Source organism: Mesorhizobium australicum WSM2073 (assembly GCF_000230995.2).
Taxonomy (GTDB): Bacteria; Pseudomonadota; Alphaproteobacteria; order Rhizobiales; family Rhizobiaceae; genus Mesorhizobium; species Mesorhizobium australicum.
Genome location: NC_019973.1, coordinates 1,355,433 through 1,382,190 on the forward strand (window position 1 = coordinate 1,355,433; position 26,758 = coordinate 1,382,190).

Sequence of the window (26,758 nt, forward strand, 5' to 3'; positions counted from 1 at the left end):
GCTAGTGCACCCCGGGCTTCTTCAGCGCGTCGGCGATCTTTTCCAGCGTGTTGCGCATCGCCTTTTGTTCGTCCGACTGGGCTTCGACCCAGTCGCGCATGATCTGCTGTTCGGAGCGCATGTTCTTGACCAAGCCGGAAATGCCGTCGGCGAGATTGGCCATGGCGGTGGCGACGCGCGGGTTGGAGCCGCCGCCATTCTCCTGCATGCTGCGCAGCCGCTCCGACAGGACGCGGATCTCGTCGGAAGAGTCGGCCTTGGCCGGGTCGGAAACGACGATGTCGGACGACAGATCCGTGACCGAGGACAGCCAGTTCTCGAGCTCGGTGTAGAAACGTGTCTGGGCGCGGCCGGCCTGCAAGTCGAGGAAGCCGAGCACGAGCGAGCCGGAGAGGCCGAACAGCGAGGACGAGAAGGCCGTGCCCATGCCGGCCAGCGGCGCCGACAAGCCCTGTTTCAGCGAATCGAGCACCGCGGCGGCGTCACCCGTGCCGGGATCGAGCGATTCGATGGTCTCGCGGATCGAGCCGATCGTATTCAGCAGGCCCCAGAAAGTGCCAAGCAGGCCGAGGAACACCAAAAGGCCCACAAGGTAGCGCGAGGTGTCGCGGCTTTCGTCGAGGCGGGTGGCGATGGAATCGAGCATTGTGCGCATCGATGAGGTCGAAAAGGCCATGGACGAGGAACGGCCGATCATCGCCTTCATCGGCGCCAGCAGCACCGGTTCGGTGGTTTCGGAGCCGGCTCGGAAAGAGTTGACCCAGCGGACCTCGCGAAACAGCCGCCCGACCTGCGTGAAGGCCAGCAGGATACCGACGACGAGCACGCCGACGATCAGGCCGTTAAGGCCGGGGTTGGTGACGAAAGCGGTGGTGACCTGGCGGGTCAGGATGGCGGCGATGAAAGCGACGATGGCCAGGAAGATGACCATGGTCAGCAGGAAGACCTGCGGACTGGACAGTTTATGCGGGTCGTAGATCAGCACGTCGGAGCGCCTGCCCATGCCGAAGGATCTGAGAAAAGCCATCCGTGCCCCGTTTCCGATGCCGCTGCCGCTGCCGCCGATCACGTAGTTGGCAACTCTAAACGGAATTATGACCAAATTGAATGGTGCTTGGCAATATTGCCACAGGCGGCCTTTGGAGCCGGCGCATCAGAGGCGGTTGATGACGAGGCAGTCGACCATGGCCGCCAAATGCAGGCCGGCGCCGGTGACGACGAAGCCGTGCCACAGTGCGTTGTGGAAGCGCAGCGCCTTCCAGGCGAAGAAAATCACGCCGCAGGAATAGACGACGCCCCCGGCGACGATGAGCACGATCGACGTGGTCGGCAGCGTCTCGACGAGCGGCTTGACGAGAACGATGCCGCTCCAGCCGATGGCAAGATAGAAGACGATCGCCAGCCTGTCGAAACGGCCGGGGAAAAACACCTTGATGGCAATGCCCGTTGCGGCCGCGGCCCAGACCAGGACGATCATCCAGCGCGCCAGCGCAGAGTTTCCCAACTGGGCGAGAAAGGGTGTGTAGGTGGCGGCGATCAAGAGATAGATAGCGGCATGATCGAAGCGCCGCAGGATCCATTTCGCGGGCGAGGTCACCGGCCACAGATTGTAGGTCAGCGATAGCGAGAGCACGGTGAGCAGCGACACGACATAGAAGGCGGCGGCGATATATTCGCCAGGCCCGACCCGGAAGGCAGCGAGCGCCAGCAGTGCCGAACCGGCCGCGATCGCCAGCACGATCCCGATAGCATGGACGATCCCGTCGGCGATCATCTCGGCGCGCGAATAGTGCCAGCGTCCGATGAACGGAATCTCGATCTGTGGCGGGGTGTTGGTCATCTATCGTCCTGCATCACCCCATATCTGGGCAACCGACGGACAGTATTTCAAGCTTTGTTTGCGGTTTTACGACTGCGCGCTTTGCCTTGACGCAATGCCAGATGCAAAACCGCGAACATTTTTTCCGGAATTGCTTCAGCGCGGCGGGAGCGGCTTTTTCACCGTCTTCAGCAATGCGCGCTGGATGATCTCGTTGCCGGCGACGACCGTGCCGGTGTCCAGCATGTCCTGTCCGCCATCCATGTCGGAGGCGAAGCCGCCCGCTTCGCGGATCAAGAGCAGGCCGGCGGCCATGTCCCAGGCCGACAGGCCCACTTCCCAGAAGCCGTCCATGCGGCCGGCGGCGACATAGGCAAGATCGAGCGAGGCGGAGCCCATGCGGCGGACGCCGGAGACCTCGGCCATGACGTTGCGCAGTTCGACCAGGAAATTGCCGTGATGGCCGCGGCCGAGATGCGGCACGCCGCAGCCGATCACCGTGTCGACAAGCTTGGTGCGGCCGGCAACGCGCAGGCGCCGATCATTCATGAAGGCGCCGCCGCCGCGCTCGGTGGTGTAGAGCTCGTCCATGGCGGGATTGTAGACGACCCCCGCCACGATCTGGCCCTGGCGCTCCAGTGCGATCGAGACGGCGAAAAGCGGGATGCCGTGCAGGAAATTGGTGGTGCCGTCGAGCGGGTCGACGATCCAGCGGTGCTGGCTGTCATCGCCGGCGACGGCGCCGCGCTCTTCCATCAGGAAGCCGTAGCCAGGACGTGCCTTCGACAGTTCGGCGAAAACGATGTCCTCGGCCTTGCGGTCGGCCTGGCTGACATAGTCGCCGGGGCCCTTCATCGAGACTTGCAGGTTCTGGACCTCGCCGAAGTCGCGCGACAGCGAGCGGCCGGCCTTCATTGCGGCCTGGACCATGACGTTGAGGAGGGCTGAGCGTGCCATAGTGCTTCTTCCTGGTGCGGCGCTTTAAATTCTGTCTCGATGCATGCCGGCGACCCAAACCGGGGCCGCTTCCGGGCGACATGCATGCATCAGTCGGCGCGGCGCACGTAAGTGATTTCGTTGGTGTCGACGATGATGCGTTCGCCGGCACCGATGAAGGGTGGCACCAGCACGCGAATGCCATTTTCCAGCACCGCCGGCTTGTAGGAGGATGCCGCCGTCTGGCCCCTCACCACGGGATCCGCCTCGGTGATGGTCAGCGTCACGTAATCGGGCAGCGAAATGCCGATCGGCCGCTCCTCGTAGAGCTGAACCGTCACCATCATGCCGTCCTGCAGGAACGCGGCACGGTCGCCGACGAAATCCTTGTTCAGTTCGAGCTGCTCGTAGCTTTGGGTGTCCATGAACACCAGCGCGTCGTCCTGCTCATAGAGGAAGGAGAAGTCCTTCAGGTCCAGCCGGATCTGCTCGACCGTCTCGGCCGAGCGGAAGCGCTCGTTGAGCTTGGTGCCGTTGATGAGGTTCTTCAGCTCAACCTGGTTGTAGGCGCCGCCCTTGCCGGGCTTGACGGTGTTGGTCCTGACCGCCACCCAGAGGCCGCCATCGTGTTCGATGACGTAGCCGGGGCGGATTTCGTTGCCATTGATCTTGGCCATGATGATGGGATCCGGGATGCTGCCAACGGCCGGGCCATTGGTATGGGATGTTCGCCGTGACAGGCGATTTAAGGCTCCAAGACCACAAATCGCCCGGAGAGGCAAGGGAGGGCGGGTTGCGGCTGAGCAAGGGGGCCGGTTCCGCCTACCGCCATCAGGGCAGGCGGTTGGCCTTCTGCAGGGCCTGCTTGGTCTGGTCGTCGCTCAGCCCTTGCAGGAAATCGTCCATCTGCTGATCGATGAGGCCGGCGCGGCGGGCGACGATGTACCAGGCGCCGGCGAGCACGAGGTCGGGATCGGTGCCGATGCCTTGCATATAGAGTTTTGCCAGCCGGTTCTGGGCCGCGACATTGCCGCCTTCGGCGGCCTGCTTCGTCCAGCCGAAGGCCGATTTCAGGTCGCGCGCGCCGCCGCGGCCCTCGATCATCCAGGCGGCGAGATCGATCTGCGCGGTGTCGTAGTTCTGACGGGCGGCCTGCGCCAGCAGCCGCCGTGCCTGTGCATCGTCGCGCGGCTTGCCCCCGACGCCGTTGGCATAGATCTGCGACATGGCGTACTGCGCGTCGGCGAGACCGGTCGCGGCGGCACGCTCATAGTAGGAAACCGCCTTGGCCAGGCCGGCGTTGCCGGGATCCTGCTGGACCAGCATCTGCGCGAAATTGAACTGCGCCAGCTGGTTGCCGGCCTCGGCGGCAGCCTGCATCAGGGCATAGGCTTCCTTCGCGTCCTTCTTGACGTAGCGGCCGTCGAGCAGCATCAACGCATATTGGAACTGCGATTCCGGCACACCCTGCTCGGCGGCAAGCGCGTACCATTTCGCGGCCTCGGCCGCGTTCAACGGCACGCCCAACCCACGCGACAGGATCTCGGCCACCAGCGTCTGCGCCGCCGGATCGCCATTCTGCGCACGGACCAGCGCCAGATTATAGGCGGTCTTGTAAAGACCACGCTGGAAGGCACCATAGGCAGCGTCCGCCGGCTTGGCGCCAAAGCGGTCGGGATTGACGCTGTCGGCCGATGGCAACGGCGCGGGTTCGGATGTGGTGGCGGGCTGCGGCAGCTGCTTTTCGATCGGCTTGTCGGTGTGCACGCCGGTTTCAGGCTTGGGCTGCGGCAAGGGTATGGTTTCGGCGGCGGCGGCCTGGATCATCACCGCCGCAAGCAGGGCCTGAAGGGAAAGCCTTGCCAGGAACACGTCAGTCCTCGAGGCGCGGCGCTGTTTCGTCGAGCAGCGCATTGGCCCGGGCGATCGCCGCCTTCGGATCGATGCCGTCGGCGAACACGGCGCTCGACAGCGCGACGAATTCGGCGCCGGTGGCGGCCACGGTTTCGACAGAGGCAAGATCGGAACCGGCCTCGACGATGCAGGGGATCTGGATCATCTGCGCCCACCATTGCCCCAATGACAGGTTGCGCGGATGCGGCTCGGGCTTGTTGTCGTAGCCGAACCGGCCGAAGAAGATGTAGTCGGGCCGGGCTTCGCCGAGTTCGAGCGCGTCGTCACGCGTCTTGGCGCCGCCGGCGCCGACCGTCATTTTCGCCTGGAAATGTTCGATCGTCTCGGCGAGTTCGGCCTTGGAGACCTCGACATGGATGCCGTCGGCCTGGACGCGGCCCGCGATGCGGGTGTCGCCAGCGATAATGACGGCCACTCCGGCGGCCTGCGCGGCCGGCACGATACGCTCGGCGAAGGCCTGGAAGGAGGCCTCGTCCATGCCGTTCTCGGGCAGGATCAGCGAGGCGACATCGCCGCCGTCGAATGCGGCCGTGATCCGATCCGCCGACACGCCGGACGGCGCGATCAGCACGATGCGGCAGCGGTTGGGGGGCGTTGCGTCATTCATGGTTCTTCGATCCCGGGTTTCGCCTATGCCGGGCGAAGATGGTTGGATTGCGGCATAGAGCAAACTGCCCGCTTTGAACAGGCGGGCAGCCGGGATCGCGATTTTTGATCCGCCGGGCAGCCGGCGCGTCGCCTTACCTGATCGGCTCGGGGCTCGCGGCGGCCGGTCTCGGTTTCCGCAATGTCCAGCCGAGGTTCATGCCGGCGGCCGCGATCAGGATGGCGGCGGCGCCGGCGACCTGGCTGAGGTGCAGCCGGTGGCCGAAGGCGGTGACATCGACCAGGATGGCAACGACCGGATAAATGAAGGACAGCGACCCCTGCAGATGCGTCGGCAGCTTCTGGATGGCGCCGTACATGAGGATGTACATCAGGCCGGTGTGGACGATGCCGAGCGTTGCCAGCATGGCCCAGCTCCATGGATCGCCGGGGAGATGCGCGAGATTGGCGAAGGGCGCCAGCATGGCGACGCCGACGCAGACCTGAATCAGCGCGATCAGATGCGGCGGCGTGCCCTTGAGCTTCTTGGTGACGATTGCCGCGACGGCCCAGAAAAAGGCGGCGGCCAGGGCCATCAGGATGCCGGCGAAATAGTTCGTGCCGACATCAGCGGCATCGGGAGCAGCGGCGACGATCAGCAGCATGCCGGCGAAGGCGATTGCCAGCCATGTCAGCTTGGTCAATGTCAGCCGCTCGGCGAACAAGAGCGCGCCGAAGCCGACCAGCATGAAAGGCTGCGTGTTGTAGACGGCAGTGGCGATCGAGATCGACGCGCGGGAGAAGGCGCTGAACAAGAGCAGCCAGTTGACGACGATCGCCGCACCCCCTAGCGCGGCAAGGCCGATGACGCGCAACGACAGCCTGTTGCGCAGCAATCCAAGCGAAGCGCAGATGAAGAGCAGCGTCAGCGCGCCGAACGCGCAGCGCCAGAACACGACATCCATGATCGGCTGACCGGACATGATGACGAACCAGCCGATCGTTCCCAGGATCGCCATTGCGGCCGACATTTCGACCGTGCCTCGTACCGTATCGTTCATAATAAGCCTCTGAACCCGTTGAGGCGGCATAATCTCATGTGAGGTCTGGGCTATCCATCTCCTAGGAAAGGCAATATAATGATAGTGCCTAATTAAATTAGGCATCCGCTCGAAATCAACGAGAAATAGAAAATGCTGGATGATTTAGACCGAAATCTGCTGGAAATCCTGGTCAGGGATGCGCGAACCTCGCTGAAGGATCTGGCGGCCCAGGTCGGGCTATCGTCGCCGAGCGTTTCGGAGCGGCTGCGGCGCCTCGAGGAGCGCGGCGTCATCCGGGCGTTCACCGTCGAGATCGATCCGCTGGCGCTCGGCTATACGCTGCAGGCGATCGTGCGGATCAAGCCTCTGCCGGGCAAGCTGCACATCGTTCAGAAATTGATCGAGGAGATTGAGGCGTTTGGCGAATGCGACAAGGTGACCGGCGACGACTGCTTCGTCGCCCGGCTGTTCGTGCGCTCGATCGGCGACCTCGACGGCATTCTCGATCGCATCGCCGACAAGGCCGAGACCAGCACCGCCATTATCAAGGCACAGCCGATCCGGCGGCGACCGCCGCCACTGGGGTTGCCGGCGGCCTCGTAGGCTTGACACGGCATGGCAGTGGTGGAAAGGCGCGGCCAGTCCACCATCTGTCAGTCTTCCGCCGGATGACCGTCCGAGGAGCCAAAAAAAGATGGCGCAGAACATTTATGATCAACCCGATTTCTTTGCGGGCTACAGCCAGCTTGGCCGCTCCGTCGAAGGCCTGGATGGTGCCGCCGAGTGGCCGGCGTTGCGCGCGATGCTGCCCGATGTCGGTGGCCTGAGGGTCGTCGACCTCGGCTGCGGCTTTGGCTGGTTCTGCCGCTGGGCACATGAAAATGGAGCGAGGGAAGTCCTTGGGCTGGACCTGTCGGAGAAGATGCTGGCCCGTGCGAGAGCGGCCGGCCCGGACACCGGCATCACCTACGAGAGAGCCGACCTCGACCAGCTCAGCCTGCCGCAAGGCGGCTTCGACCTCGCCTACAGTTCGCTCGCCTTGCATTACGTCGAAGACATTGAGCGCCTGTTCGGGGCCGTGCACGAAGCCCTGTCGCCCGGCGGGCATTTCGTCTTCTCGACCGAGCATCCGATCTACATGGCGCCGACCAATCCGGGCTGGTCGATCGATGGGGAGGGGAAAAGGACCTGGCCTGTCGACCAGTATCTGGTGGAAGGGCCGCGCAAGACCAACTGGCTGGCCAAGGGGGTGGTGAAACATCACCGCACCATCGGCACCACGCTCAACGCCCTGATCCGCGCGGGTTTCACGATCGAGCATGTCGAGGAATTCAGTCCGACGGACGCGCAGATCGCGGCCAGACCGGACCTGGCGGAAGAACTCGAGCGACCGATGTTCCTGCTGGTTTCGGCGTGCCGATAGAATAGGGGCATGGCGAGGCGCGCGGGTTGCTTTTGCTGTCGCTCGACTCAAGATTGTGGGCTATTCAGGCGTCGACGCGCTTTCCCTCCAGATCAGTTCCTCCTCATGTCAGGCCTGCTTCTCGATCCGTGGTTCTACGCGGCCGCCATTCCGGCGGTCATCCTGGTCGGCCTGTCCAAGGGCGGCTTCGGCGGCGCGGTTGGTTTCGTCGGCGTGCCGCTGATGGCGCTGACCATGCCGCCGGTTCAAGCGGCCGCCATCCTGCTGCCCATCCTGTGCCTGATGGACATCGTCTCGGTGTGGACATGGTGGGGCGTGTACGACCGCAAGATGCTGGTCGACATGATGCCGGGCGCCATCGTGGGCATCGGGCTTGGCTGGCTGACGGCGGCACTGGTCACCGAGGAAGCGGTGCGGCTCATCGTCGGCGCCGTTGCCATTATCTTCGTGCTGCGCTGGCTTTACCTGCAATTTCGTCATGGTTCCGACCATGCGGCCGCACCTAATCGCGTGGCCGCGGCCATATGGGGCACGGTCGCAGGCTTCACCAGCTTCGTCGCCCATGTCGGCGGCCCGCCCTTCCAGGTCTATGCCTTGCCGATCCGGCTCGACCCCAAGGTGTTGTCGGGCACGGCAGCGATCTTCTTCGCCGCCACCAACGCGCTGAAACTCATCCCCTATTTCGCGCTCGGCCAGTTCGACACCGCCAATCTGACGGCGTCCGCCGTGCTGATGCCGCTGGCGCCACTGTCGACCATCGCCGGTGCCTGGCTGGTGCGGCGGATGCGGCCAGAAATTTTTTATCCCTTCACCTATGCGACCGTGGCGGTCGTGGCAGTGAAGCTTCTGTGGGACGGGATCGCCGGCATCATGTAGCGCTCCAGCCGCGTCAGGCGGCGCTGGGCACCATGCGTCTTGGCCGGCTGAGCGCCATTGTGGCACCGGCGGCAAGGACCACCACCATGCCGGCGAGAATCCCGACGTCGTGCTGGGTAGGCTTCAGAACCATGTCGGTGATGATGATGAGCATGACCGCATAGTCGAAGCGCGCCGCCCGCAGGATGCGCTGTCCATAGCCAAGTGCCGCAGGCGTCACGCCATCCCTGGCGATCATCGCGCCCATGCGGTCGGCGGTCGGCTTGAAGACGAACATGCCAATGCAAAAGGTCGTGGCGTAGCCGGCAAGCCCGATCAGGACCCAGAGATCGGAGAAGCCGACCCAGAACGAGCACATGATCAATCCGAAGACCAATGTCAGCATCGACATCGGAGCGAAGAAGCGGTTGCCCAGTTCGCCAGTGGCGCGCATCGCCTGCAGCGTTCCCTGGATGTTGCCGGCGCGATCCGCCAGCGTCGCCAGCACCATCAGAGTGAAGCCGCCGCCGACCCAAAGCATCGCCGAAAGGATGTGCAGCAATTTGATGATGGAATACCAATCCATGGCTTTTCCCCGATGTCCAATGGTTGCTGGCGAGGCCGCGCCATTGCCCGCCCGCCGCTTCGATGCCGCAGCGTTTAGCGCCGCGGCTGTTTCAGGACGATGTCGTGGAAAAACCGGCTGTGTTTCAGGCTGTCGGCTAACGAAAGGAGAGACTAATATGATGAACCCACCGCCCGGTTTTCTGCTATCGTCGGCAGCGTCGGGGAGCGACATCGTCCGGAAACACTGCCGATGCTAGTGCCGACGCCGGAAGTCCGGCGGCGACAGCGCTCGCCTGACGATCAACCCATTCCCAGCTTGGGAAAAAGGCAATTCGGGGGACTAATATGCAAGGGGTAGCACGGAATTTCTTCACGCTGGCGATCATCTACGCGTTGTGCGGCATGGCGCTCGGCATCCACATGGCGATCAGCGAAGACCACGGCCAGATGCCGACCCACGCCCACACGATGGTGGCCGGTTGGTTGATGTCGGCGGTTTTCGCGTTCTTTTACCACCTGTTTCCGGCTGCCGGGCAAAAGACGCTGGCCCTTGTCCATTTCTGGCTGACGGCAATCAGCGGCATCGGGCTGATGATCGGCCTTTATATACTGCTTGCCGGAAATCCGGGGATCGAGCCGTTGCTGGGGATATCTTCGATCGGCTTCTACGCAGGCATGCTGCTGTTTGCCTTCATCGCCTTGCCGGTGGTGTGGAAAAAAAGCCTGAGTGAAGGCTGAAACCCAGCCGGTGCGGCTGTGTTGTTACGGCACAGGAGCACGGTGTTGGGTAAAAAAACATCAGAGCCGTTAAGGGTTCATTAAGCTTTACAGGCGTTTACTATGTCCATCCAGTGATCTGGATTCTTACCGAGTGGTTGGAGCCACTTTGTTTGACGCCTCCCTGTTAAACTCCTGAGAGCCGCCTTATCCGCGGCTCTTTTTTTGTCCGCACCCAGGCGGCATTCCGCACGGCCGAACGCCGTTAACCTTCTGTTAAACATGTGCTTGCCTTCACCCCGGACGAAGCGCATTTTCAAGCTTCAGTTTTATAGGGTCACGGGTGTATCGGCAGAGAGCCGAATCGGCCGGTCGCAAGTGCAGGGGCGTATCAATGAACGAGCCTTCGAAGGGCATTGCGAAAACCGTCAAGCTGGCGGAACGCCGGGTGTTTTCGCACTCCTTCAAACCGCTTTACCAGGAAGGCATGGGCCTAGTCGAACAGGCGGCGGAATATCTCGACGGCAAAGGCCGGGCAGAGGCCAAGAAACTGTCGCGGCTGGCGGCCACGCTCTACGCGGCCGAATCGATGCGGCTGACCACCAGGCTGATGCAGGTTGCCTCGTGGCTGCTTTTGCAGCGTGCGGCGAATTCCGGCGAGATGACGCGCGATCAGGTCGCTTCGGAAAAATCCAAGGTGCGTCTCGACACCGCTTCCGCCCATGACGAGGCGGCCGGCTGGGCCGAACTGCCGACCGATTTCCTCGATCTCGTCAACCGGTCGTTGCGCCTGCAGGCATTGGTGCGCCGCATGGACGAAGAGATCTATGGCGCAGGCGCCGTGGTCGACATGCAGCCCGTGGCTCGCCGGCCCAATCCGGTGTCGGACCAGATCAGCTTGCTCAACACGGCGTTCGCCCGAAACTGAGAACGTCGAGGCCTTCCCGGTTGGTCGGGCAAACGTTTCCGGTTTGTTCACTTTTCGCTGGCATCGCTGTCCGCCGGAGGTACACTCACGGCATGGGGGACGCGATTCGCATCATCGGGATCGATCCGGGGCTCAGGCGCACCGGCTGGGGCATCGTCGAGAGCCTCGGCAATTCCTTGCGCTTTGTTGCTGCGGGCACCGTGCGCTCGGAGGACAAGGCGGCGCTGGCGACGCGGCTTTGCCAGCTGCATGACGGGCTTGCCGAGATCCTGCATCGGGCCATGCCGCATGAAGCCGCGGTCGAACAGACCTTCGTCAACAAGGATGCCGTGGCGACGCTGAAGCTCGGCCAGGCGCGCGGCATCGCCATGCTGGTGCCGGCGCGCGCCGGCCTCGTCGTCGCCGAATATGCGCCGAACGCGGTGAAGAAAGCGGTGATCGGCGTCGGTCACGGCGACAAGAAGCAGATCCACATGATGGTGAAGGTGCTGTTGCCGAAAGCGATCTTCGACACCGAACATGCCGCCGACGCTCTGGCCATCGCGATTTGTCACGTGCATCACCGGCAAAGTGCCGCTTACCGGATGGCGCTTGCCGAATAGCAATGTTCTTGACTTGTTCACGCTGCGCGCGTAGTAATACCCTAGAGGTATTACCATGCGCGTGACCACCAAGGGCCAAGTCACAATCCCCAAGCCGATAAGGGACCATCTGGGCATCGGACCGGGCTCCGAGGTTGAGTTCGTGGCCACCGAGGAAGGGGCTCGGCTCGTTGCCGTCAATGAAAACCTGTCCGATGAAGAAGTCGCGCGCAGGTTCAGGAATATTCTCCACGGCATGGCGGGCACACTGGATCTGGGAGGCATGACCGCCGACGCTTACATGGAGTGGTTGAGAGGCCCGCGTGAAGATCTCGACGTTGATTGACACCAATGTCCTCATCGACGTTTGGGGGCCAACCGGGCCCCTGACGGAATGGTCAGCGTCTGCAATCGTTTCATGCCGTAGCGACGGCGCATTGGTCGTCAATACAATCGTCTGGTCTGAGCTCGCGCCGCTGATCCCGACGGAGACGGCGCTTCGAAGAGCCGTCGACATGCTCGAAATGGATCGCGAACTTGTACCTTGGGAGGCGGCATTCCTTGCGGGCGTCACGCATTCCCGCTATCGCCGGGCCGGCGGCGTTCGGGAACGCATCTTGCCTGATTTCTTTATTGGTGCTCATGCGGCTGTTGCCGGACATCGTCTTTTGACCCGCGACGCCGCGCGCTATCGCAGTTATTTCCCCGATCTCGATATCATCTCTCCCGAAACGCACCCATGAGGGGCTTATCTCCCATGAAAGATCTGGCATGATCGGCAAGCTCAAGGGTACGCTCGACGAGGTCGACGAAGACCATTGTCTCGTCGATATCCACGGCGTCGGCTACGTCGCGTACTGCTCGACCCGCACGCTTGCCGCGCTGCCTTCGCCTGGCGAAGCGGTGGTGCTGTTCATCGAGACCTATGTGCGAGAGGACATGATCCGGCTCTATGGTTTCCAGTCGCAGCTCGAGCGCGAATGGTTTCGGCTGCTGATGAACAATGTGCCGGGTGTCGGCGCCAAGGTGGCGCTGGCCATCCTGTCGACGCTGGCGCCGGCTGACCTTGCCAATGCCATTGCACTGCGCGACATCGCCATGGTTTCCCGCGCGCCCGGCGTCGGCAAGAAGGTGGCCGAGCGCATCGTCACCGAATTGAAGGCCAAGGCGCCGGCCTATGCGGGCACCGCCACCGGCACCATTGGGCTCAAGCAGGAACTCGGCGAAGGCGTAGCGCCGGCGCCGATCACCGACGCCGTCTCGGCGCTGGTCAATCTCGGCTATTCCCGCGACACCGCCGCCAATGCGGTGTCAGCAGCGCTGAAGACGGCGGGCGAGGGCGCCGATGCGTCCAAACTGATCCGTTTTGGGTTGAAGGAACTGGCACGGTGAGCCATCGCTTGTCCGGGGCGCTGCCCTGTGCAAGGAAGGTCCCATGAGCCTTTCCCCCCGCCTCATTGCACCGGAAAAGCGCGGCGAGGATGCCGAGCAGACCCTGCGGCCGCAAACGCTTGACGATTTCGTCGGCCAAGCGGCGGTGCGGGCCAATCTCAAGGTCTTCATAGAGGCCGCCAAGGGCCGCAAGGAAGCGCTCGACCATGTGCTGTTCGTCGGACCGCCGGGGCTGGGCAAGACGACGCTGGCGCAGATCATGGCGCGCGAACTCGGTGTCAATTTCCGCTCGACCTCCGGGCCGGTCATCGCCAAGGCCGGCGATCTCGCGGCATTGCTTACCAATCTCGAAGAAGGCGACGTGCTGTTCATCGACGAGATCCACAGGCTCAACCCGGCGGTGGAGGAAATCCTTTATCCGGCGATGGAGGATTTCCAGCTCGACCTGATCATCGGCGAGGGTCCGGCGGCGCGTTCGGTGAAGATCGACCTAGCGCACTTCACGCTGGTCGCCGCCACCACGCGGCTCGGCCTGCTCACCAATCCGCTGCGCGACCGCTTCGGCATCCCGGTGCGGCTCAACTTCTACACCGTCGAGGAGTTGGAGCAGATCGTGCGGCGCGGCGCGCGCATCCTGCAGATGCCACTCGGCGACGACGGTGCGCTGGAAATCGCGCGGCGCGCGCGCGGCACGCCACGCATTGCCGGACGGCTGCTGCGGCGCGTGCGCGATTTCGCCTCGGTGGCCGGCGACGGCCATGTCGACCGCCTGATCGCCGACGAGGCCTTGACCCGGCTCGAAGTCGACGCGCTTGGCCTCGACGCCCTCGACCGCCGCTATCTCAGCATGATCGCCCGTAATTTCGGCGGCGGTCCGGTCGGCATCGAGACCATCGCCGCCGGCCTGTCCGAGCCGCGCGATGCCATCGAGGACATCATCGAGCCCTATCTGATCCAGCAGGGGTTCATCCAGCGCACACCACGCGGACGCATGCTGACCGCCAATGCCTGGCGCCATCTCGGCCTCGATGCGCCGAAGGATTTGGCGCAGCAGCAGATCAATCTGTTCCAGGAAGAATAGCCACGCAAGCGATCAGGCGCGGGTTTCGCGGACTAGCGATCAAGCATCAGTGAACGGGCCTGCGCAAATTCTCCTCATCTTCGCCGGCTTACCGGCGTATTGCTGGATTTTGTCGGGTTCGCTGCATCCATGCATGTCCTCCTCCCGACCGAGATCGCTTTTGGGCGACATGTAGCAGCGCATGCCGAAATGAGGTGCCGGAGCCACTTGATGATAACCAGACGCGGGTTCCTGCGCTTTATCGGCGGGTCGTTCCTGTCGGTCGCCTCCTTCAGCGCCTACGCCGTCGGTATCGAGCCGATGCTGCTGACGCATGTGAAGCGCTATGCGCTGACGCCACCGCATTGGCCGGCCGGATTGAAGCTGCGCGTCGTCGCGCTCGCCGACATCCATGCTTGCCGGCCGTGGATGACGCCGGAGCGGATCGCTTCGCTTGCCGAAGAGGCGAATGCCTTGCAGCCGGACCTGATCGTGCTGCTCGGCGACTACATAGCCGGCATGCGCCTGGTGTCGCAAAGGGTGACGCCGCCGGAATGGGCTGGCGCCCTGTCGGGCCTCAAGGCGCCGCTCGGCGTGGTGTCGATCCTCGGCAATCACGACTGGTGGGCCGACGGCTTTGCGCAGCGTGCCGAAGTCGGCCCGACGATCGCGCGCAAGGCTCTGGAGAAAGCCGGCATCCCGGTGCTGGAGAACGACGCCGTGCGTCTGGAAAAGGACGGACATGGCGTCTGGATCGCGGGCCTCGCCGATCAGTTGGCGCTGTTGCCGAAAAAGAAGCACGAGCCTCCCAGGGGATTGGACGATCTCGACGGCACGCTGGCCAAGATCAGCGACGCCGCGCCCGTCATCCTGCTGGCGCACGAACCGGACATTTTTCCAAAAATGCCGTGGCGTGTGTCGCTGACGCTATCGGGACACACCCATGGTGGGCAGGTGCGGCTGTTCGGCTATTCGCCGATCGTGCCATCCCAGTTCGGCAATCGCTACGCCTATGGCCATGTCGTCGAGAACGACCGCAACCTCATCGTCTCGGGCGGGCTTGGCTTCAGCAATTTGCCGATCCGTTTCGGAATGCGTCCGGAAATCCTGCAGATCGACCTCGGCTGACTGGCGCGTCATGGCAGGCTTCGGATTGCGTCCAGCACGTCAGGCTCGGCCTTGTCGCCATTGAATGCGTCGACGATGCCGAAAGCCCCGCCATAGCTCCACACCGACCATGAGAAGCCATGCGCTTCGGCCCGAGCGATCATGTCCCTGACATAGGCGGCCCGATATTCGGCCGGCATCACGTAGGCATTGCCATACTCCTGGCGGATCATGCCGAACTCGCCCAGCGTGATGTCTTCCGGCTTGATGCCGTTGGCCCTCGCCCAAGCCTCGACAGCCTTGAACGGCGCATCCATCAAGCCAAGCAGCTTGTCGGCGCTGTCCATGCTGGCGACCTGCTCGTCGAGGTAGGCAAGCAGGCCATGCTGCCGTGTCCACGGCGCCTCGGCCTTGATCCGGGCGCGGATGGTGTCCAGCGTCACATCAAGCTGCGCCTTCGGCACCGCGGTCAAAGGATAGGGCAGGCCGGTCACATAGGGAATGAAGTCGCCGGCCCAGGTCGCGCCCTGATGGGTGAGCAGGAACGGGTCATAGGAGTGGAAGGTCCAGATGACGTTGTCGTCGGGGATCGTCTTCGGGTCGATCTTTTCCAGAGACGAAGCAGCGGAATAGCAAGCTCCGGTCAGGACCAGCGTCAGTTTCGTCGCCGAGGCGCGCGCCGCCGCGAACAGCTTGCGCTGGCGGTCAGGCCACAGGCTGGTGCCGTCGCTGCCGCAATCGACGATCGGCTCGTTCATGGGTTCGAAAGCGACCTTCTCGGGATCTTCGGCGGCCAGCGTGCGCGCCATGCCGCGAACCACCTCGACATAGCGGTCGAAGGTCGCGGGGTCGTCCATCACTTCGCCCATGCCGATCTTGCGGCCGCCGCCGGCCGGGATCAGGTGCATGTCGACGATGACCTTCAGTCCGGCGCGATTGATCATGCGCGCCGAGTCCAGCACGCTGGCATTGAGTTGGTCACGAAGGTCCGTTGTCTTGTCCGAGAGAAAAGGCGACGGATCGACCGGCATGCGCAGGAAATCGAAGCCGGCATCCTTCAGCGCCTTGAGGTCGTCCTCGTTGAGGAATTTGCGCCATTCCGGGTAGGGCAGGATGGCCTTGGCATCACCCCACTGGTCCTCGCCGGGCCAGGTGACCCACTGGTCGAGATTGAGACCGCGCTTCATCGTGAAGGTCGCCGCCTCACCCGACAGTGTGGAAGCGGCCAGCGCCAGCACGACCGCCATCAAGGTCTTGATCATCGTCGTTAACAGTGCCATCGGGTTCATGCGCCAAAAATACCTGCCGCGTCGGCATCCAAAAGGGAAGCGCAATGGGCGATCATGGTGAATCCGCGGCATTGCTGGCAGGGCTTTCCGGTGCGCTGACCGCGTTCGGCCACCGGCTGATGGCGCGGGTCTATTATGCCGATACCGATTTCTCGGGTGTCGTCTATCACGCGCGCTATCTGGAATTCCTCGAGCGCGGCCGATCCGACTATCTCAGGCTCACCGGCGTGCATCACACCGAACTCGCCGACGGCAAGCACGGCGAGAAGATCGTGTGGGTGGTGCGCCGCATGGAGATCGACTTCCGCATCCCCGCCCGTATCGATGACATCCTGACCGTCGACACCCGCACCGAGACCATTTCCGGCGCGCGTATCTTCATGGCGCAGCAGCTCAAGCGCGGCGAAGAGGTGCTGGTCGAGGCCAAGGTCGAGGCGGCGATCATCGGCGAAAACGGCCGGCCGAGGCGTTTTCCCAGGGAATGGGTGGCGGCGTTCATGCCCAAGGTCGTTCCCCAGGACTGATTGGACGGATCGCGTGCTGACTTCGCCGGCGGCGGTGCCGGGGCGCGGCAATGCGCCGCGCCTTATGGACTAACCCATCCTTAACCATAACGGTTCATGAAGAGATTGGTGAAGATTGGCGTTATCGAGCGCCTTCCTTTCACCAATATTTGCCCCGAAAAGGCCGCTAACGGCACGGTTTGGGGTGTCCGGTAGCTTCGTGCGAACCGACCACAAGGGATGCCATGGGCCAGCCGCCAGCTTCGCCCGGAAAATCTTAAGGACGTAACGATGGAAAATATCGCACTCGCCGAACCGGGCGCGCAATTGTCGATTTGGGCCTTGTTCATGCAGGCCAGCTGGGTGGTCAAGCTGGTCATGATCGGGCTGCTCTGCGCCTCGGTGTGGACCTGGGCGATCATCGTCGACAAGCTGGTTGCCTATGGCCGCATGCGCCTGGCGCTGAACCGCTTCGAGCAGGTTTTCTGGTCCGGGCAGTCGCTGGAGGAGCTCTATCGCACCCTTGCCGACCGCAAGACGACAGGCATGGGCGCCATCTTCGTCGCCGCCATGCGCGAATGGAAGAAGAGTTTCGAGAAAGGCGCCAAGTCGCCGCTCGGCCTGCAGACCCGCATCGACAAGGCCATGGACCTGGCGCTGACCCGTGAGATGGAAAAGCTGGAGGGCCGCCTCGGCTTTCTCGCCACCACCGGCTCGGCGGCACCTTTCATCGGCCTGTTCGGCACCGTCATCGGCATCATGACCTCGTTCCAGGCCATCGCCGGCTCAAAGAACACCAGTCTCGCGGTGGTCGCGCCCGGCATCGCCGAGGCGCTGCTGGCGACGGCCATCGGCCTGCTCGCCGCCATTCCGGCGGTCATCGCCTATAACAAGCTGTCATCGGATGCGAGCAAGATCGCCGTGCGGATGGAGGGGTTCTCCGACGAGTTCTCCGCCATACTCTCGCGCCAAATCGATGAAAAAGTCGCGCCGAAGGCCTGAGGGACGATCATGGGAATGTCTGTAGGCGCAGGTGGTGGACGTGGCGGCAGGGGTCATCGACGGCGCGGCCGTCACCATGCATTGATGTCGGAGATCAATGTTACGCCGATGGTCGACGTGATGCTGGTGCTGCTGATCATCTTCATGGTCGCCGCACCGATGCTGACGGTCGGCGTGCCGATCGACCTGCCCGACACGCAGGCCAAGGCGATGAATGCCGACACCCAGCCGATCACCGTCTCGATCGATGCGACCGGCAAGATCTTCCTGCAGGAAACCGAGATTCCGATCGAGGAGCTGGTGGCCAAGCTGCAGGCGATTTCGAAGACCGGCTATGAAGAGCGCATCTTCATCCGCGGCGACAGGTCGACGGACTACGGCACGGCGATGAAGGTGATGGCCCGCATTTCGGCCGCTGGCTACAAGAACATCGGCCTGGTTTCACTGCAGGAACAGGATCAATAGACACACGATGAGGACCGGCCTCACCACATCGGTGATCTTGCATACGGCGGTGCTGGCCTTCGGCCTGTTCACGCTGTCGGCGCCGGCCGCGCTTCCGTCCGCCGATGTCGAGTCCGTCGCGGTCGATATCGTGCCGATGGAAGCCATTGCGCAGACCCTGCAGGGCGACAAGAAGGCCGTGATGCATGAAAAGCCGGCGCCGTTGCCGACGCAGCGTCCCGATATCGTGCCGAATGCACAGAAGGTCGGCGAAAACAGCGTCGACACCGACAAGCCGATAACGCCTGAAGCCAAGCCGAAACCCGTCGACACGACCTCGGCTCCGGCGCCAGCACCGACCCCGAAGGAAATCCCGAAGACCGAGGACGTGCCGAAGCCGCAGGAAAAGCCCAAGCCCATTCCGGCGACGGAAGTGGCGCCAGCGCCGACGCCCAAGGAAGAGGTCAAGCCTGAGCCGGTCAAGCAGACCGAGCCAAAGCCCACTCCGGCAAAGCCCGCGCCGACACCGCCGCCGCAGGACAAGACCGCCGCCATCGATCCGACGCCCGAGGTCAAGCCCGACGCCGTCGCCGAGGCCATAGCCAAGGACCCGCCCACCGAGGAGACGCAGTTGCCGAATTCGGCGCCCGCGCCGGAGGCCCGGCCGAAGCCGCAGCCGGCACAGGCCGAAAGCGCCAAGGCGCCGGAACGCAAGGATGCCGACAAGCCAGTCAAGGAAGCCTCGTCCAAACCAAAGTCGGACGACAAGCAGTTCAACGCCAACGAGATATCGGCGCTGCTCGACAAGCAGAAGCCGTCCGGCGGCGGCGCCAAGCGCTCGACGCAGCAAGCGTCGCTCGGCGGCGACAAGGATCAGGGCCAGAAGCTGTCGAAGTCGGAGCAGGGCGCCCTGGAAAGCCAGCTCGGCGGTTGCTGGACCTTGCCGGCCGGGCTTGAAGGTTCGGAGAATTTCGTCGTCGTCGTCCGTTTCAACCTGAACAACTCCGGCAAGCTCGACGGCCGTCCTTCCGTTGAAACGTCGAGCGGCAACAGGCAGTTCGACGAGAGCGCGGTGCGCGCGGTTCAGAAATGCGACATGGCCGGCCTGCAGGTTCCCGCCGGCAAGCAGGACATCTGGAACGACATCCGGGTCACATTCGACCCAAGGGAGATGCTCGGCCTCTAGGCCCTGATATCCGAAGATCAGTATGAGAAGCGAGAAGACATGAAATCAATCCTCAAGCCGCTCCTGACGATTGCAGCCATGGCGCTGGGCATGACGGCCATCGTTCCGATGCCTGCCTGGGCGCTGGTCGAACTCAACGTCAACAAGGGCAATGTCGAGCCGTTGCCGATCGCCATCACCGATTTCCAGGGCGGCGACGCACTTGGCGCGCAGATTTCCCAGATCGTCACCGCCGACTTGAAGCGCTCCGGCCTGTTCGCGCCGATCGACAAGAGCGCCTTCATCGAGAAGATCGCCAATCCGGACGCAACCCCCCGCTTCGACGACTGGAAGGTGATCAATGCGCAGGCTCTGGTCACCGGCAGCGTCAGCAAGGAAGCAGACGGCCGCATCCGCGCCCAGTACCGGCTGTGGGACACATTCGCGGGGCAGCAGATGGCCGGTGAGCAGTTCTTCGCCAACGACGCCAATCAGCGCCGCGTCGCCCATATCATCGCCGACGCCATCTATGAGCGGCTGACCGGCGAGAAGGGCTATTTCGACACGCGTGTCGTGTTCATCGACGAGTCCGGCGCCAAGAACGCGCGCAAGAAGCGCCTCGCCATCATGGACCAGGACGGCGCCAACGTCCGCTACCTTTCGGACGGCAGGTCGATCGTGCTGACGCCGCGCTTCTCGCCGAACCGGCAGGAAATCACCTACATGTCCTACGAGAGCGGCCAGCCCAGGGTCTATCTCCTGCAGATCGAGACCGGGCAGCGTGAACTGGTAGGCAATTTTCCAGGCATGACCTTTGCACCGCGCTTCTCGCCCGACGGCCAGAAGGTGATCATGAGCCTGCTGCGCGACGACGGCAATTCCAACATCTTCGCCATGGACCTGCGCAGCCGTTCGACGACGCGGCTGACCAACTCGACCGCCATCGACACCTCGCCTTCCTACTCGCCCGACGGCAGCAAGGTGGTGTTCACCTCCGACCGTGGCGGTCGCGCGCAGATCTACGTCATGGGCGCCGACGGATCGGGCCAGACCCGCATCTCGTTCGGCGACGGCGTCTATTCGACGCCGGTGTGGTCGCCGCGCGGCGACCTCATCGCCTTCACCAAGCAGAGCGGCGGCGAATTCCAGATCGGCGTCATGAAGACCGACGGCTCGGGCGAGCGCATACTGTCGTCCGGCTTCCAGCAGGAAGGCCCGACCTGGGCGCCGAACGGCCGCGTGCTGATGTTCTTCCGCGACGCCAATGGCGGCCCGAAACTGGTTTCCGTCGATCTCACCGGCCGCAACGAGCAGCCGATCCCGACGACGAACTTTGCTTCGGATCCGGCCTGGTCGCCGCTGCTGGAATAGAACGGGAATTGGCGAACTGAAGAATTGAAGAGATGGTGAAAGCAGAGGGCTACGTTAAGCGAGCAAAGGATCTAGAGGTCTACAAGCGCGCTTACGTGGTCTCTCTGGCGGTTCACAAGGCCACCCTCGCTTTTCCCAAGATAGAGCAATACGCGCTGGCCGATCAGTTGCGGCGTTCCAGCAAAGGGATTTGCGCCAATCTGGCTGAGGGATTTGCCAAACAGAGCCACTCCAAAGCCGAATTTGGCCGGTTCATTTCGATGGCCATAGGATCGTGCAGTGAAGTGGAGACGTGGATTTCATACGCGTTCGATCTCGAATACATCTCGCAGGCGCAACGGGACGAGTGGCTACAATCGTATGGCCAGGTGTACGGAATGCTGGTGAACCTCAGAGTGAAGCTAGGGTGACCATCCTTCTTCAATTCTTCAGTTCTCCAACTCTTCAATTCCCCTCTTACATTCCCCTTTTCCATGCCTTCGTCGCGTTTTGGCCGCATTTCCGCCTAGGGTCCGCGCCAACTGTGGCCTATGACAAAACAGCTGCGGACGGGCAGCCTAAACCAAATTTTAACCGTGTTTCTTGAATGCCGGTTAACCCAAACGTGGTTACTGGGTGATCAACGAAATCACTCGAAACATGATCACTCGAATACGAAGGAGAGGCGGCATGGGCCGTATCGCAGCACTGACCAGAAACCCGGCCATGATCGCGCTGGTGGCGATGCTCGCCATCACCGGTTGCGCTTCGAAGAAGACCCCGAACAGCGCCGCTGACCTTGGCCTCAATGGCGCGGGTGCCGCAACACCCGGCTCGGCACAGGACTTCACCGTCAACATCGGCGACCGTATCTTCTTCGATACGGACTCGACCTCGATCCGTGCCGACGCACAGACGACGCTGTCGCGCCAGGCACAGTGGCTGAACCAGTACAAGCAGTATGCCATCGTCGTCGAAGGCCATGCCGACGAACGCGGCACGCGCGAATACAATCTGGCGCTCGGTGCCCGCCGTGCCGCCGCCACGCGCGACTTCCTGGTTTCCAAGGGCGTTTCGGCGAGCCGTCTCAAGACGATTTCCTACGGCAAGGAACGTCCGGTCGCCGTATGCGACGACATCTCCTGCTGGTCGCAGAATCGCCGCGCCGTCACCACGCTCAGCGGCGCTGGTTCCTGAGGCGTCGCGCGCCGAAAGGCGCGCACGGCACAGATGGCAAAAATACAACACCTCTTTGCGAAAGGCGGTCCTCGGGCCGCCTTTTTCATGTCCTGACACCCGAAACAAAATTTGGCCGAAGTCTCGCGCCCTGCTATGAGCCGAGGGCGCTTGGCTGGTCTCACATCGATTGGAAGGCGCGAACAAGCTAACGATTGGACGGCGAGAGACACATGCATTTGAGATCGGTTCTAAGCGGCACGCTGGCGCTGCTGCTCCTATCAGGCGTAACCGCTTCGGCGAGCGGTACAGGGCAAACAGCCGAGACCGGCTTTTCCTTCCATCTGCCGACACTCGAGTTGCCCAGCCTTTTCGGCGAGAAGAAAAAGCAAGATCAGGTCCAGCTCGCCCAGTCGAGCGGCGCCGGCGTGACCGGGCTCGAGGACAAAATGCGGCAGCTGACCGGCAAGGTCGAGGAACTCAATTTCCAGATCCTGCAGATGCAGGAGCAGATCCGCAAACAGCAGGAAGACAACGAGTTCCGCTTCCAGCAGCTTGAAGGCGGCTCGCAAGGTGGACAACCGCCGGCGCAGAAGAAATCAGATGCCACCACCGGAACCAACACCGACGTGGCCTCGGCCCCGGCAACCCAGGCGCCGGCCGATGCCGGGGCCGCGCCGGGCGGCGATCAATCCACAGGCGGCAAGACGGTCGAGGACGTCATCGTCGAATCACCCGACGGTGACCCCGGCAAGGTGATCCCCGGCAAGGGAGCGCCCGAAAAGACCTTTGGGTCCATCACTGTCGACAAGAATGGCAATGTGATCGATGCTGGCGGCAGCACGCAGGCAACCGCGCCGGCACAGGACACGGCACCAGCCGCCAGCGCGCCGGCCAAGGCCGGCAAGGCCGGCGGCACGGTGGTCGCGGCGCTGCCCGCGACCAACAATCCCGAAGAGCTTTATCGCAACTCCTACCAGTTCATCCTGTCGGGTGACTACGGCACCGCCGAACAGGGTTTCCGCGATCATATCTCGCGCTTCCCCAAGGACGCGAAGGCGGCGGACGCGCATTACTGGCTGGGGGAATCGCTGCTTGGCCAGCAGAAATACCGCGATGCGGCGGAAGTGTTCCTCGCCGCCAGCAAGGATTATCCCAAAGCCAAGAAGGCGCCCGACATGCTGTTGAAGCTGGGCGTGTCGCTGGTCGGTCTCAAGCAGCACGATGTTGCCTGCGCCACCTTCAGCGAGGTCGGCAAGCGCTATCCCGATATTTCCAGCACACTCAAGGAACGCGTCAAGCAGGAGAAGGCCCTGGCTGCGTGCTGATTTTTTCTGGGGGTCTCGTAGTCCCAAAACCGGGACCGCTTTTTGGCGACATGGATTGATGCTCGATACGGGGCCTGATCTTTCGACCGGACTCTTTTCGCATATCGATTTTTCCAACGGCGCCGTAGCGGCCGTATCCGGGGGCAGCGACTCGACTGCGCTCCTTCTCCTTCTCAAACAGCATCTCGACAAAACCGCACCGTCCGCGAAGCTGCTCGCGGTCACAATCGACCACGGCTTGCGGCAAGGTTCGGCTGATGAGGCGCGGACCGTGGCGAAGCTTTGCGCGGATCGCGACATCGCCCACCGCATGCTGGCCTGGTCCGGCGCCAAGCCGTCGACCGGCCTGCCGGCGGCGGCGCGCGAGGCGCGCTACCAGCTGCTGGCCAGCGCCGCCCGGGCGGAAGGCATCGGCCTGATCGTGACCGGACATACAGCGGACGACCAGGCCGAGACGGTGCTGATGCGGCGCGATCGCAACGATGCGACCCGCGACGAGGGACGGGGCCTCGCCGGCATGGCGCCCGCCACCCTGCATGACTGGCGCGACTGGATCGTGCGACCGCTTCTTGGCGTGCGGCGCGATGCGCTGCGCGATTTCCTGCGGCGCCAACAGGTCGGCTGGGCCGAGGACCCGACCAATGCCGATGAAGCTTTCGAGCGCACGCGCATGCGCGCAGCCCTTGCCGGGGAGGCCGGCGCGCAGCGCATGAACGACGCGCTGGCGTTGGCCGCGCGGCAGGCCGGCGACCGGACGCGGCTTGGCGGTGAGGCCGCCCGTCTGATCGAGCGCTTTGCCAGCCAGCCGGCGGCGGGCCTCATCCGGCTCGATCCGGCCCTGCTCGGCGCCGGCGCCGATCGGGCGGCCGTATACGCACTGCGCGTGCTCCTGGCGACGTCAGGCGGGATTGCCTTCCTGCCGGACCAGGCCCGCGGCGAGGCGTTGTTCGCCCGGCTGAAAGCCGGATTTCTTTGCGCCACATTGTCGCGGACAGTGGTCGACTTCCGGCGCGCCGGCATCTTCCTGCGTCGGGAGATGCGCGGTTTGCCGGCGGCGGCGGCAACGATCGACGGCGCCATCTGGGATGGGCGCCGCCAAATCACATTGAACGACGCCGGCGGCGCATTGTTGATCGCGCCATTCGGGGCAATGGCGGCGAAGCGGCTGGCTGTAGGCCGGGACGAAACCCCGCCAAGCCTGCTGCGTGCCGCATTGGCGGCGGAACCAGGATGGCTGCAAGCCGTCGAGAAGGTGGGTCCGGAGCCTGATTGGCCGACATCGCAAGGGTTCGCGGCCTCGCCGGTCGTTGCTCCCTTTGCCCGCTTCCTGCCGTCCTTCGACCTGGCCCCGGCGCGCGCCGTCGCCGGGTTGATCGGCGCGGCGCCGCTTCCCGCCCTGCCATTGCGTGGCCCTAGTGCCGGTTGATGCTGGGCGAAAGCTTAACCCAGACATGCTGTTCTGCTTGGCAAGGGGGTACGCTCTCCCTATGTTAGGCCCAAGTTTCCTCTCATGATGCTGTCCGCTCGCGGACGCCAACGGGACAATTGATGAATCCGAACTATCGCAACCTCGCGCTCTGGGCGATCATAGCGGTCCTGCTCATCGCCCTCTTCAATCTGTTCCAGACGCCGCAGACGCGCGGGGCTTCGAGCGATGTGCCTTATTCGCAGTTCCTGCAGGACGTCGCGGCCGGCCGGGTCAAGACGGTGACCATCGCGGGCGCCCGCATCACCGGCAACTACACCGACAATTCCAGCGGCTTCCAGACCTATTCGCCCGGCGATCCCCAGCTGGTCTCGCGGCTGCAGGACAAGAACGTCACCATCAATGCGCGGCCCGAGACCGACGGCTCCAATTCGCTGTTCGGCTATCTGATCTCGTGGCTGCCGATGATCCTCATCCTCGGCGTGTGGATATTCTTCATGCGCCAGATGCAGTCCGGCTCCGGGCGCGCCATGGGCTTCGGCAAGTCGAAGGCCAAGCTGCTTACCGAGGCGCATGGCCGCGTCACCTTCCAGGACGTCGCCGGCGTCGACGAGGCCAAGGAAGACCTCGAAGAGATCGTCGAATTCCTGCGCGATCCGCAGAAGTTCCAGCGCCTCGGCGGCAAGATTCCGCGCGGCGTGCTGCTGGTCGGCCCTCCCGGCACCGGCAAGACGCTGCTTGCCCGTTCGGTCGCCGGTGAAGCCAACGTGCCGTTCTTTACCATTTCGGGTTCGGATTTCGTTGAGATGTTCGTCGGCGTCGGCGCGTCCCGTGTCCGCGACATGTTCGACCAGGCCAAGAAGAATGCGCCCTGCATCATCTTCATCGACGAAATCGACGCCGTCGGCCGCCATCGCGGTGCCGGCCTCGGCGGTGGCAATGACGAGCGCGAGCAGACGCTGAACCAGCTGCTCGTCGAGATGGACGGCTTCGAGTCCAACGAAAGCATCATCCTGATCGCCGCCACCAACCGGCCCGACGTGCTCGATCCGGCGTTGCTGCGTCCAGGCCGTTTCGACCGCCAGGTGGTGGTGCCGAACCCAGACATCGTCGGCCGCGAGAAGATCCTCAAGGTGCATGTGCGCAACGTGCCGCTGGCGCCCAATGTCGACCTCAAGGTCGTCGCCCGTGGCACGCCCGGCTTCTCCGGCGCCGACCTGATGAACCTGGTCAACGAATCCGCGCTGATGGCGGCGCGGCGCAACAAGCGCCTCGTCACCATGGCCGAGTTCGAGGACGCCAAGGACAAGATCATGATGGGCGCCGAGCGCCGCTCGTCGGCCATGACCCAGGCCGAGAAGGAACTGACCGCCTATCACGAGGCCGGACACGCCATCCTGGCGCTCAACGTGCCGTCGGCCGATCCGCTGCACAAGGCGACCATCATCCCGCGCGGCCGCGCGCTCGGCATGGTCATGCAGTTGCCGGAAGGCGACCGCTATTCCATGAGCTACAAATACATGGTCTCGCGCCTCGCCATCATGATGGGCGGCCGCGTTGCCGAGGAGTTCAAGTTCGGCAAGGAGAACATCACGTCCGGTGCTTCCTCCGACATCGAGCAGGCGACCAAGCTGGCGCGCGCCATGGTCACGCGCTGGGGCTTCTCCGACAAGCTCGGCCATGTCGCCTATGGCGACAACCAGGAGGAAGTGTTCCTCGGCCATTCGGTGGCGCGCACGCAGAACATTTCGGAAGAGACCGCGCAGATCATCGACGGCGAGGTGCGCCGCCTGATCGACGAGGCCTATTCGACGGCGAAGTCGGTGCTGACCAAGAAGAAGAAGGAATGGATCGCGCTGGCGCAGGGCCTGCTCGAATACGAGACGCTGTCGGGCGAGGAGATCAAGCAGCTGATCGCGGGCAACAAGCCCTCGCGCGACCTCGGCGACGACACGCCGCCGAGCCGTGGCTCGGCCGTGCCGAAGTCCGGCGGCCGCCGCAAGAAGGGTCCCGAGCCCGAAGGCGGCATGGAGCCACAGCCGTCAAGCTAGACCAGAGCGGTTCACCGTTTCACGGAACGCAGAACCGCTCTGTTCTTTGACGCTATCCCCGACGCGCTTTAAGTCTTTGCTTCTAAGTATGTCGTCG

30 protein-coding genes are annotated in these 26,758 nt (G+C 63.4%); 21 read left to right on the plus strand and 9 right to left on the minus strand.

Features of this window, described 5'->3' with window-relative positions:
• Position 1: 1 nt before the first annotated feature.
• From MESAU_RS06430 to MESAU_RS06460, 7 genes are all read right to left on the minus strand, one after another.
• On the minus strand, positions 2–1,027 hold the full coding sequence (locus MESAU_RS06430) for a MotA/TolQ/ExbB proton channel family protein (protein ID WP_041163650.1): 1,026 nt from the start codon (positions 1,025–1,027) through the stop codon (positions 2–4).
• Between the two features lie 126 nt (positions 1,028–1,153).
• Positions 1,154–1,840 (minus strand): PAQR family membrane homeostasis protein TrhA, encoded by a 687-nt coding sequence (gene trhA, locus MESAU_RS06435; protein WP_015315247.1) that lies wholly within the window; start codon positions 1,838–1,840, stop codon positions 1,154–1,156.
• Between the two features lie 135 nt (positions 1,841–1,975).
• Entirely contained in the window at positions 1,976–2,776 is an 801-nt protein-coding gene (locus tag MESAU_RS06440; RefSeq protein ID WP_015315248.1) for an inositol monophosphatase family protein, read from the minus strand.
• Positions 2,777–2,865: 89 nt separating this feature from the next.
• The gene (gene efp / locus MESAU_RS06445) at positions 2,866–3,432 is read right to left on the minus strand and encodes an elongation factor P (protein ID WP_015315249.1); all 567 of its coding nucleotides are present in this window, start codon (positions 3,430–3,432) and stop codon (positions 2,866–2,868) included.
• A gap of 154 nt (positions 3,433–3,586) precedes the next feature.
• Complete coding sequence (locus tag MESAU_RS06450; protein WP_085986614.1) at positions 3,587–4,582, minus strand: tetratricopeptide repeat protein; 996 nt, start codon at positions 4,580–4,582, stop codon at positions 3,587–3,589.
• Positions 4,583–4,628: 46 nt separating this feature from the next.
• Positions 4,629–5,276 carry a thiamine phosphate synthase gene (locus MESAU_RS06455; RefSeq protein ID WP_015315251.1) on the minus strand — a complete coding sequence of 216 codons (648 nt, stop codon included), beginning with the start codon at positions 5,274–5,276 and terminating at the stop codon, positions 4,629–4,631.
• 133 nt (positions 5,277–5,409) lie between these two features.
• Entirely contained in the window at positions 5,410–6,315 is a 906-nt protein-coding gene (locus MESAU_RS06460) for a DMT family transporter (RefSeq protein WP_015315252.1), read from the minus strand.
• Positions 6,316–6,447: 132 nt separating this feature from the next.
• Here MESAU_RS06460 and MESAU_RS06465 point away from each other — a divergent pair, with 132 nt between their 5' ends.
• The 3 genes from MESAU_RS06465 (at position 6,448) to MESAU_RS06475 (ending at position 8,596) form a co-directional block, all read left to right on the plus strand.
• Positions 6,448–6,900 carry an Lrp/AsnC family transcriptional regulator gene (locus MESAU_RS06465; protein WP_015315253.1) on the plus strand — a complete coding sequence of 151 codons (453 nt, stop codon included), beginning with the start codon at positions 6,448–6,450 and terminating at the stop codon, positions 6,898–6,900.
• Positions 6,901–6,991: 91 nt separating this feature from the next.
• Entirely contained in the window at positions 6,992–7,720 is a 729-nt protein-coding gene (locus tag MESAU_RS06470) for a class I SAM-dependent methyltransferase (RefSeq protein ID WP_015315254.1), read from the plus strand.
• Positions 7,721–7,825: 105 nt separating this feature from the next.
• Positions 7,826–8,596 (plus strand): sulfite exporter TauE/SafE family protein, encoded by a 771-nt coding sequence (locus MESAU_RS06475; RefSeq protein WP_015315255.1) that lies wholly within the window; start codon positions 7,826–7,828, stop codon positions 8,594–8,596.
• 13 nt (positions 8,597–8,609) lie between these two features.
• Here MESAU_RS06475 and MESAU_RS06480 read toward each other — a convergent pair whose 3' ends face one another.
• Complete coding sequence (locus MESAU_RS06480) at positions 8,610–9,161, minus strand: DUF2269 family protein (protein WP_015315256.1); 552 nt, start codon at positions 9,159–9,161, stop codon at positions 8,610–8,612.
• Positions 9,162–9,487: 326 nt separating this feature from the next.
• Here MESAU_RS06480 and MESAU_RS06485 point away from each other — a divergent pair, with 326 nt between their 5' ends.
• The 8 genes from MESAU_RS06485 to MESAU_RS06520 all read left to right on the plus strand — a co-directional run bounded on the left by MESAU_RS06485 (position 9,488) and on the right by MESAU_RS06520 (position 14,948).
• Positions 9,488–9,880, plus strand: a complete 393-nt coding sequence (locus MESAU_RS06485; protein ID WP_015315257.1) for a hypothetical protein — start codon at positions 9,488–9,490, stop codon at positions 9,878–9,880.
• A gap of 373 nt (positions 9,881–10,253) precedes the next feature.
• Positions 10,254–10,787 carry a protease adaptor protein RcdA gene (gene rcdA, locus MESAU_RS06490; protein WP_015315258.1) on the plus strand — a complete coding sequence of 178 codons (534 nt, stop codon included), beginning with the start codon at positions 10,254–10,256 and terminating at the stop codon, positions 10,785–10,787.
• Between the two features lie 92 nt (positions 10,788–10,879).
• Positions 10,880–11,389 carry a crossover junction endodeoxyribonuclease RuvC gene (gene ruvC, locus MESAU_RS06495; protein ID WP_015315259.1) on the plus strand — a complete coding sequence of 170 codons (510 nt, stop codon included), beginning with the start codon at positions 10,880–10,882 and terminating at the stop codon, positions 11,387–11,389.
• 55 nt (positions 11,390–11,444) lie between these two features.
• Positions 11,445–11,714, plus strand: a complete 270-nt coding sequence (locus MESAU_RS06500; protein WP_015315260.1) for an AbrB/MazE/SpoVT family DNA-binding domain-containing protein — start codon at positions 11,445–11,447, stop codon at positions 11,712–11,714.
• Entirely contained in the window at positions 11,692–12,111 is a 420-nt protein-coding gene (locus MESAU_RS06505) for a type II toxin-antitoxin system VapC family toxin (protein ID WP_015315261.1), read from the plus strand. Before MESAU_RS06500 ends, MESAU_RS06505 begins: the two co-directional genes overlap by 23 nt.
• A 28-nt stretch (positions 12,112–12,139) precedes the next feature.
• Entirely contained in the window at positions 12,140–12,760 is a 621-nt protein-coding gene (gene ruvA, locus MESAU_RS06510; protein WP_015315262.1) for a Holliday junction branch migration protein RuvA, read from the plus strand.
• Between the two features lie 43 nt (positions 12,761–12,803).
• Positions 12,804–13,841, plus strand: a complete 1,038-nt coding sequence (gene ruvB, locus MESAU_RS06515) for a Holliday junction branch migration DNA helicase RuvB (protein ID WP_015315263.1) — start codon at positions 12,804–12,806, stop codon at positions 13,839–13,841.
• 210 nt (positions 13,842–14,051) lie between these two features.
• The gene (locus MESAU_RS06520) at positions 14,052–14,948 is read left to right on the plus strand and encodes a metallophosphoesterase (protein WP_015315264.1); all 897 of its coding nucleotides are present in this window, start codon (positions 14,052–14,054) and stop codon (positions 14,946–14,948) included.
• Positions 14,949–14,956: 8 nt separating this feature from the next.
• Here the strand turns inward: MESAU_RS06520 and MESAU_RS06525 are convergent, their stop codons facing one another.
• Positions 14,957–16,207 (minus strand): glycoside hydrolase family 5 protein, encoded by a 1,251-nt coding sequence (locus MESAU_RS06525; RefSeq protein WP_041163651.1) that lies wholly within the window; start codon positions 16,205–16,207, stop codon positions 14,957–14,959.
• Between the two features lie 53 nt (positions 16,208–16,260).
• Here MESAU_RS06525 and ybgC point away from each other — a divergent pair, with 53 nt between their 5' ends.
• The 10 genes from ybgC (at position 16,261) to ftsH (ending at position 26,661) form a co-directional block, all read left to right on the plus strand.
• The gene (ybgC, locus tag MESAU_RS06530; RefSeq protein ID WP_015315266.1) at positions 16,261–16,740 is read left to right on the plus strand and encodes a tol-pal system-associated acyl-CoA thioesterase; all 480 of its coding nucleotides are present in this window, start codon (positions 16,261–16,263) and stop codon (positions 16,738–16,740) included.
• A gap of 270 nt (positions 16,741–17,010) precedes the next feature.
• Entirely contained in the window at positions 17,011–17,721 is a 711-nt protein-coding gene (gene tolQ / locus MESAU_RS06535) for a protein TolQ (protein ID WP_015315267.1), read from the plus strand.
• Positions 17,722–17,730: 9 nt separating this feature from the next.
• Positions 17,731–18,186: a protein TolR gene (tolR, locus tag MESAU_RS06540; protein ID WP_015315268.1), complete on the plus strand. Its 456-nt coding sequence runs from the start codon at positions 17,731–17,733 to the stop codon at positions 18,184–18,186.
• Between the two features lie 7 nt (positions 18,187–18,193).
• Positions 18,194–19,351, plus strand: a complete 1,158-nt coding sequence (locus MESAU_RS06545; RefSeq protein WP_015315269.1) for a TonB family protein — start codon at positions 18,194–18,196, stop codon at positions 19,349–19,351.
• Positions 19,352–19,429: 78 nt separating this feature from the next.
• The gene (gene tolB / locus MESAU_RS06550) at positions 19,430–20,701 is read left to right on the plus strand and encodes a Tol-Pal system beta propeller repeat protein TolB (RefSeq protein WP_224531044.1); all 1,272 of its coding nucleotides are present in this window, start codon (positions 19,430–19,432) and stop codon (positions 20,699–20,701) included.
• Positions 20,702–20,733: 32 nt separating this feature from the next.
• On the plus strand, positions 20,734–21,111 hold the full coding sequence (locus MESAU_RS06555) for a four helix bundle protein (protein WP_015315271.1): 378 nt from the start codon (positions 20,734–20,736) through the stop codon (positions 21,109–21,111).
• 259 nt (positions 21,112–21,370) lie between these two features.
• Positions 21,371–21,877 carry a peptidoglycan-associated lipoprotein Pal gene (gene pal, locus MESAU_RS06560; RefSeq protein WP_015315272.1) on the plus strand — a complete coding sequence of 169 codons (507 nt, stop codon included), beginning with the start codon at positions 21,371–21,373 and terminating at the stop codon, positions 21,875–21,877.
• Positions 21,878–22,089: 212 nt separating this feature from the next.
• Positions 22,090–23,184 (plus strand): tol-pal system protein YbgF, encoded by a 1,095-nt coding sequence (gene ybgF, locus MESAU_RS06565; RefSeq protein WP_015315273.1) that lies wholly within the window; start codon positions 22,090–22,092, stop codon positions 23,182–23,184.
• A 58-nt stretch (positions 23,185–23,242) separates the two neighbouring features.
• Positions 23,243–24,610 (plus strand): tRNA lysidine(34) synthetase TilS, encoded by a 1,368-nt coding sequence (gene tilS / locus MESAU_RS06570; protein WP_015315274.1) that lies wholly within the window; start codon positions 23,243–23,245, stop codon positions 24,608–24,610.
• Between the two features lie 122 nt (positions 24,611–24,732).
• Positions 24,733–26,661 carry an ATP-dependent zinc metalloprotease FtsH gene (gene ftsH, locus MESAU_RS06575; protein WP_015315275.1) on the plus strand — a complete coding sequence of 643 codons (1,929 nt, stop codon included), beginning with the start codon at positions 24,733–24,735 and terminating at the stop codon, positions 26,659–26,661.
• Positions 26,662–26,758 lie beyond the last annotated feature (97 nt).

Bases quoted from the DNA above. Each gene is read 5' to 3' on its own strand.
- tolQ (WP_015315267.1), top strand. From the start codon at position 17,011: ATGGAAAATATCGCACTCGCCGAACCGGGCGCGCAATTGTCGATTTGG.
- MESAU_RS06430 (WP_041163650.1), bottom strand. From the start codon at position 1,027: ATGGCTTTTCTCAGATCCTTCGGCATGGGCAGGCGCTCCGACGTGCTG.
- MESAU_RS06480 (WP_015315256.1), bottom strand. From the start codon at position 9,161: ATGGATTGGTATTCCATCATCAAATTGCTGCACATCCTTTCGGCGATG.
- MESAU_RS06525 (WP_041163651.1), bottom strand. From the start codon at position 16,207: ATGGCACTGTTAACGACGATGATCAAGACCTTGATGGCGGTCGTGCTG.
- MESAU_RS06520 (WP_015315264.1), top strand. From the start codon at position 14,052: ATGATAACCAGACGCGGGTTCCTGCGCTTTATCGGCGGGTCGTTCCTG.
- rcdA (WP_015315258.1), top strand. From the start codon at position 10,254: ATGAACGAGCCTTCGAAGGGCATTGCGAAAACCGTCAAGCTGGCGGAA.
- MESAU_RS06440 (WP_015315248.1), bottom strand. From the start codon at position 2,776: ATGGCACGCTCAGCCCTCCTCAACGTCATGGTCCAGGCCGCAATGAAG.
- tolB (WP_224531044.1), top strand. From the start codon at position 19,430: ATGGCGCTGGGCATGACGGCCATCGTTCCGATGCCTGCCTGGGCGCTG.
- ftsH (WP_015315275.1), top strand. From the start codon at position 24,733: ATGAATCCGAACTATCGCAACCTCGCGCTCTGGGCGATCATAGCGGTC.
- trhA (WP_015315247.1), bottom strand. From the start codon at position 1,840: ATGACCAACACCCCGCCACAGATCGAGATTCCGTTCATCGGACGCTGG.
- efp (WP_015315249.1), bottom strand. From the start codon at position 3,432: ATGGCCAAGATCAATGGCAACGAAATCCGCCCCGGCTACGTCATCGAA.
- tilS (WP_015315274.1), top strand. From the start codon at position 23,243: ATGCTCGATACGGGGCCTGATCTTTCGACCGGACTCTTTTCGCATATC.
- MESAU_RS06555 (WP_015315271.1), top strand. From the start codon at position 20,734: ATGGTGAAAGCAGAGGGCTACGTTAAGCGAGCAAAGGATCTAGAGGTC.
- pal (WP_015315272.1), top strand. From the start codon at position 21,371: ATGGGCCGTATCGCAGCACTGACCAGAAACCCGGCCATGATCGCGCTG.
- MESAU_RS06470 (WP_015315254.1), top strand. From the start codon at position 6,992: ATGGCGCAGAACATTTATGATCAACCCGATTTCTTTGCGGGCTACAGC.
- MESAU_RS06475 (WP_015315255.1), top strand. From the start codon at position 7,826: ATGTCAGGCCTGCTTCTCGATCCGTGGTTCTACGCGGCCGCCATTCCG.
- MESAU_RS06450 (WP_085986614.1), bottom strand. From the start codon at position 4,582: ATGATCCAGGCCGCCGCCGCCGAAACCATACCCTTGCCGCAGCCCAAG.
- MESAU_RS06465 (WP_015315253.1), top strand. From the start codon at position 6,448: ATGCTGGATGATTTAGACCGAAATCTGCTGGAAATCCTGGTCAGGGAT.
- ybgF (WP_015315273.1), top strand. From the start codon at position 22,090: ATGCATTTGAGATCGGTTCTAAGCGGCACGCTGGCGCTGCTGCTCCTA.
- ruvB (WP_015315263.1), top strand. From the start codon at position 12,804: ATGAGCCTTTCCCCCCGCCTCATTGCACCGGAAAAGCGCGGCGAGGAT.
- tolR (WP_015315268.1), top strand. From the start codon at position 17,731: ATGGGAATGTCTGTAGGCGCAGGTGGTGGACGTGGCGGCAGGGGTCAT.
- MESAU_RS06500 (WP_015315260.1), top strand. From the start codon at position 11,445: ATGCGCGTGACCACCAAGGGCCAAGTCACAATCCCCAAGCCGATAAGG.
- ruvA (WP_015315262.1), top strand. From the start codon at position 12,140: ATGATCGGCAAGCTCAAGGGTACGCTCGACGAGGTCGACGAAGACCAT.
- ruvC (WP_015315259.1), top strand. From the start codon at position 10,880: ATGGGGGACGCGATTCGCATCATCGGGATCGATCCGGGGCTCAGGCGC.
- MESAU_RS06455 (WP_015315251.1), bottom strand. From the start codon at position 5,276: ATGAATGACGCAACGCCCCCCAACCGCTGCCGCATCGTGCTGATCGCG.
- MESAU_RS06485 (WP_015315257.1), top strand. From the start codon at position 9,488: ATGCAAGGGGTAGCACGGAATTTCTTCACGCTGGCGATCATCTACGCG.
- MESAU_RS06545 (WP_015315269.1), top strand. From the start codon at position 18,194: ATGAGGACCGGCCTCACCACATCGGTGATCTTGCATACGGCGGTGCTG.
- ybgC (WP_015315266.1), top strand. From the start codon at position 16,261: ATGGGCGATCATGGTGAATCCGCGGCATTGCTGGCAGGGCTTTCCGGT.
- MESAU_RS06460 (WP_015315252.1), bottom strand. From the start codon at position 6,315: ATGAACGATACGGTACGAGGCACGGTCGAAATGTCGGCCGCAATGGCG.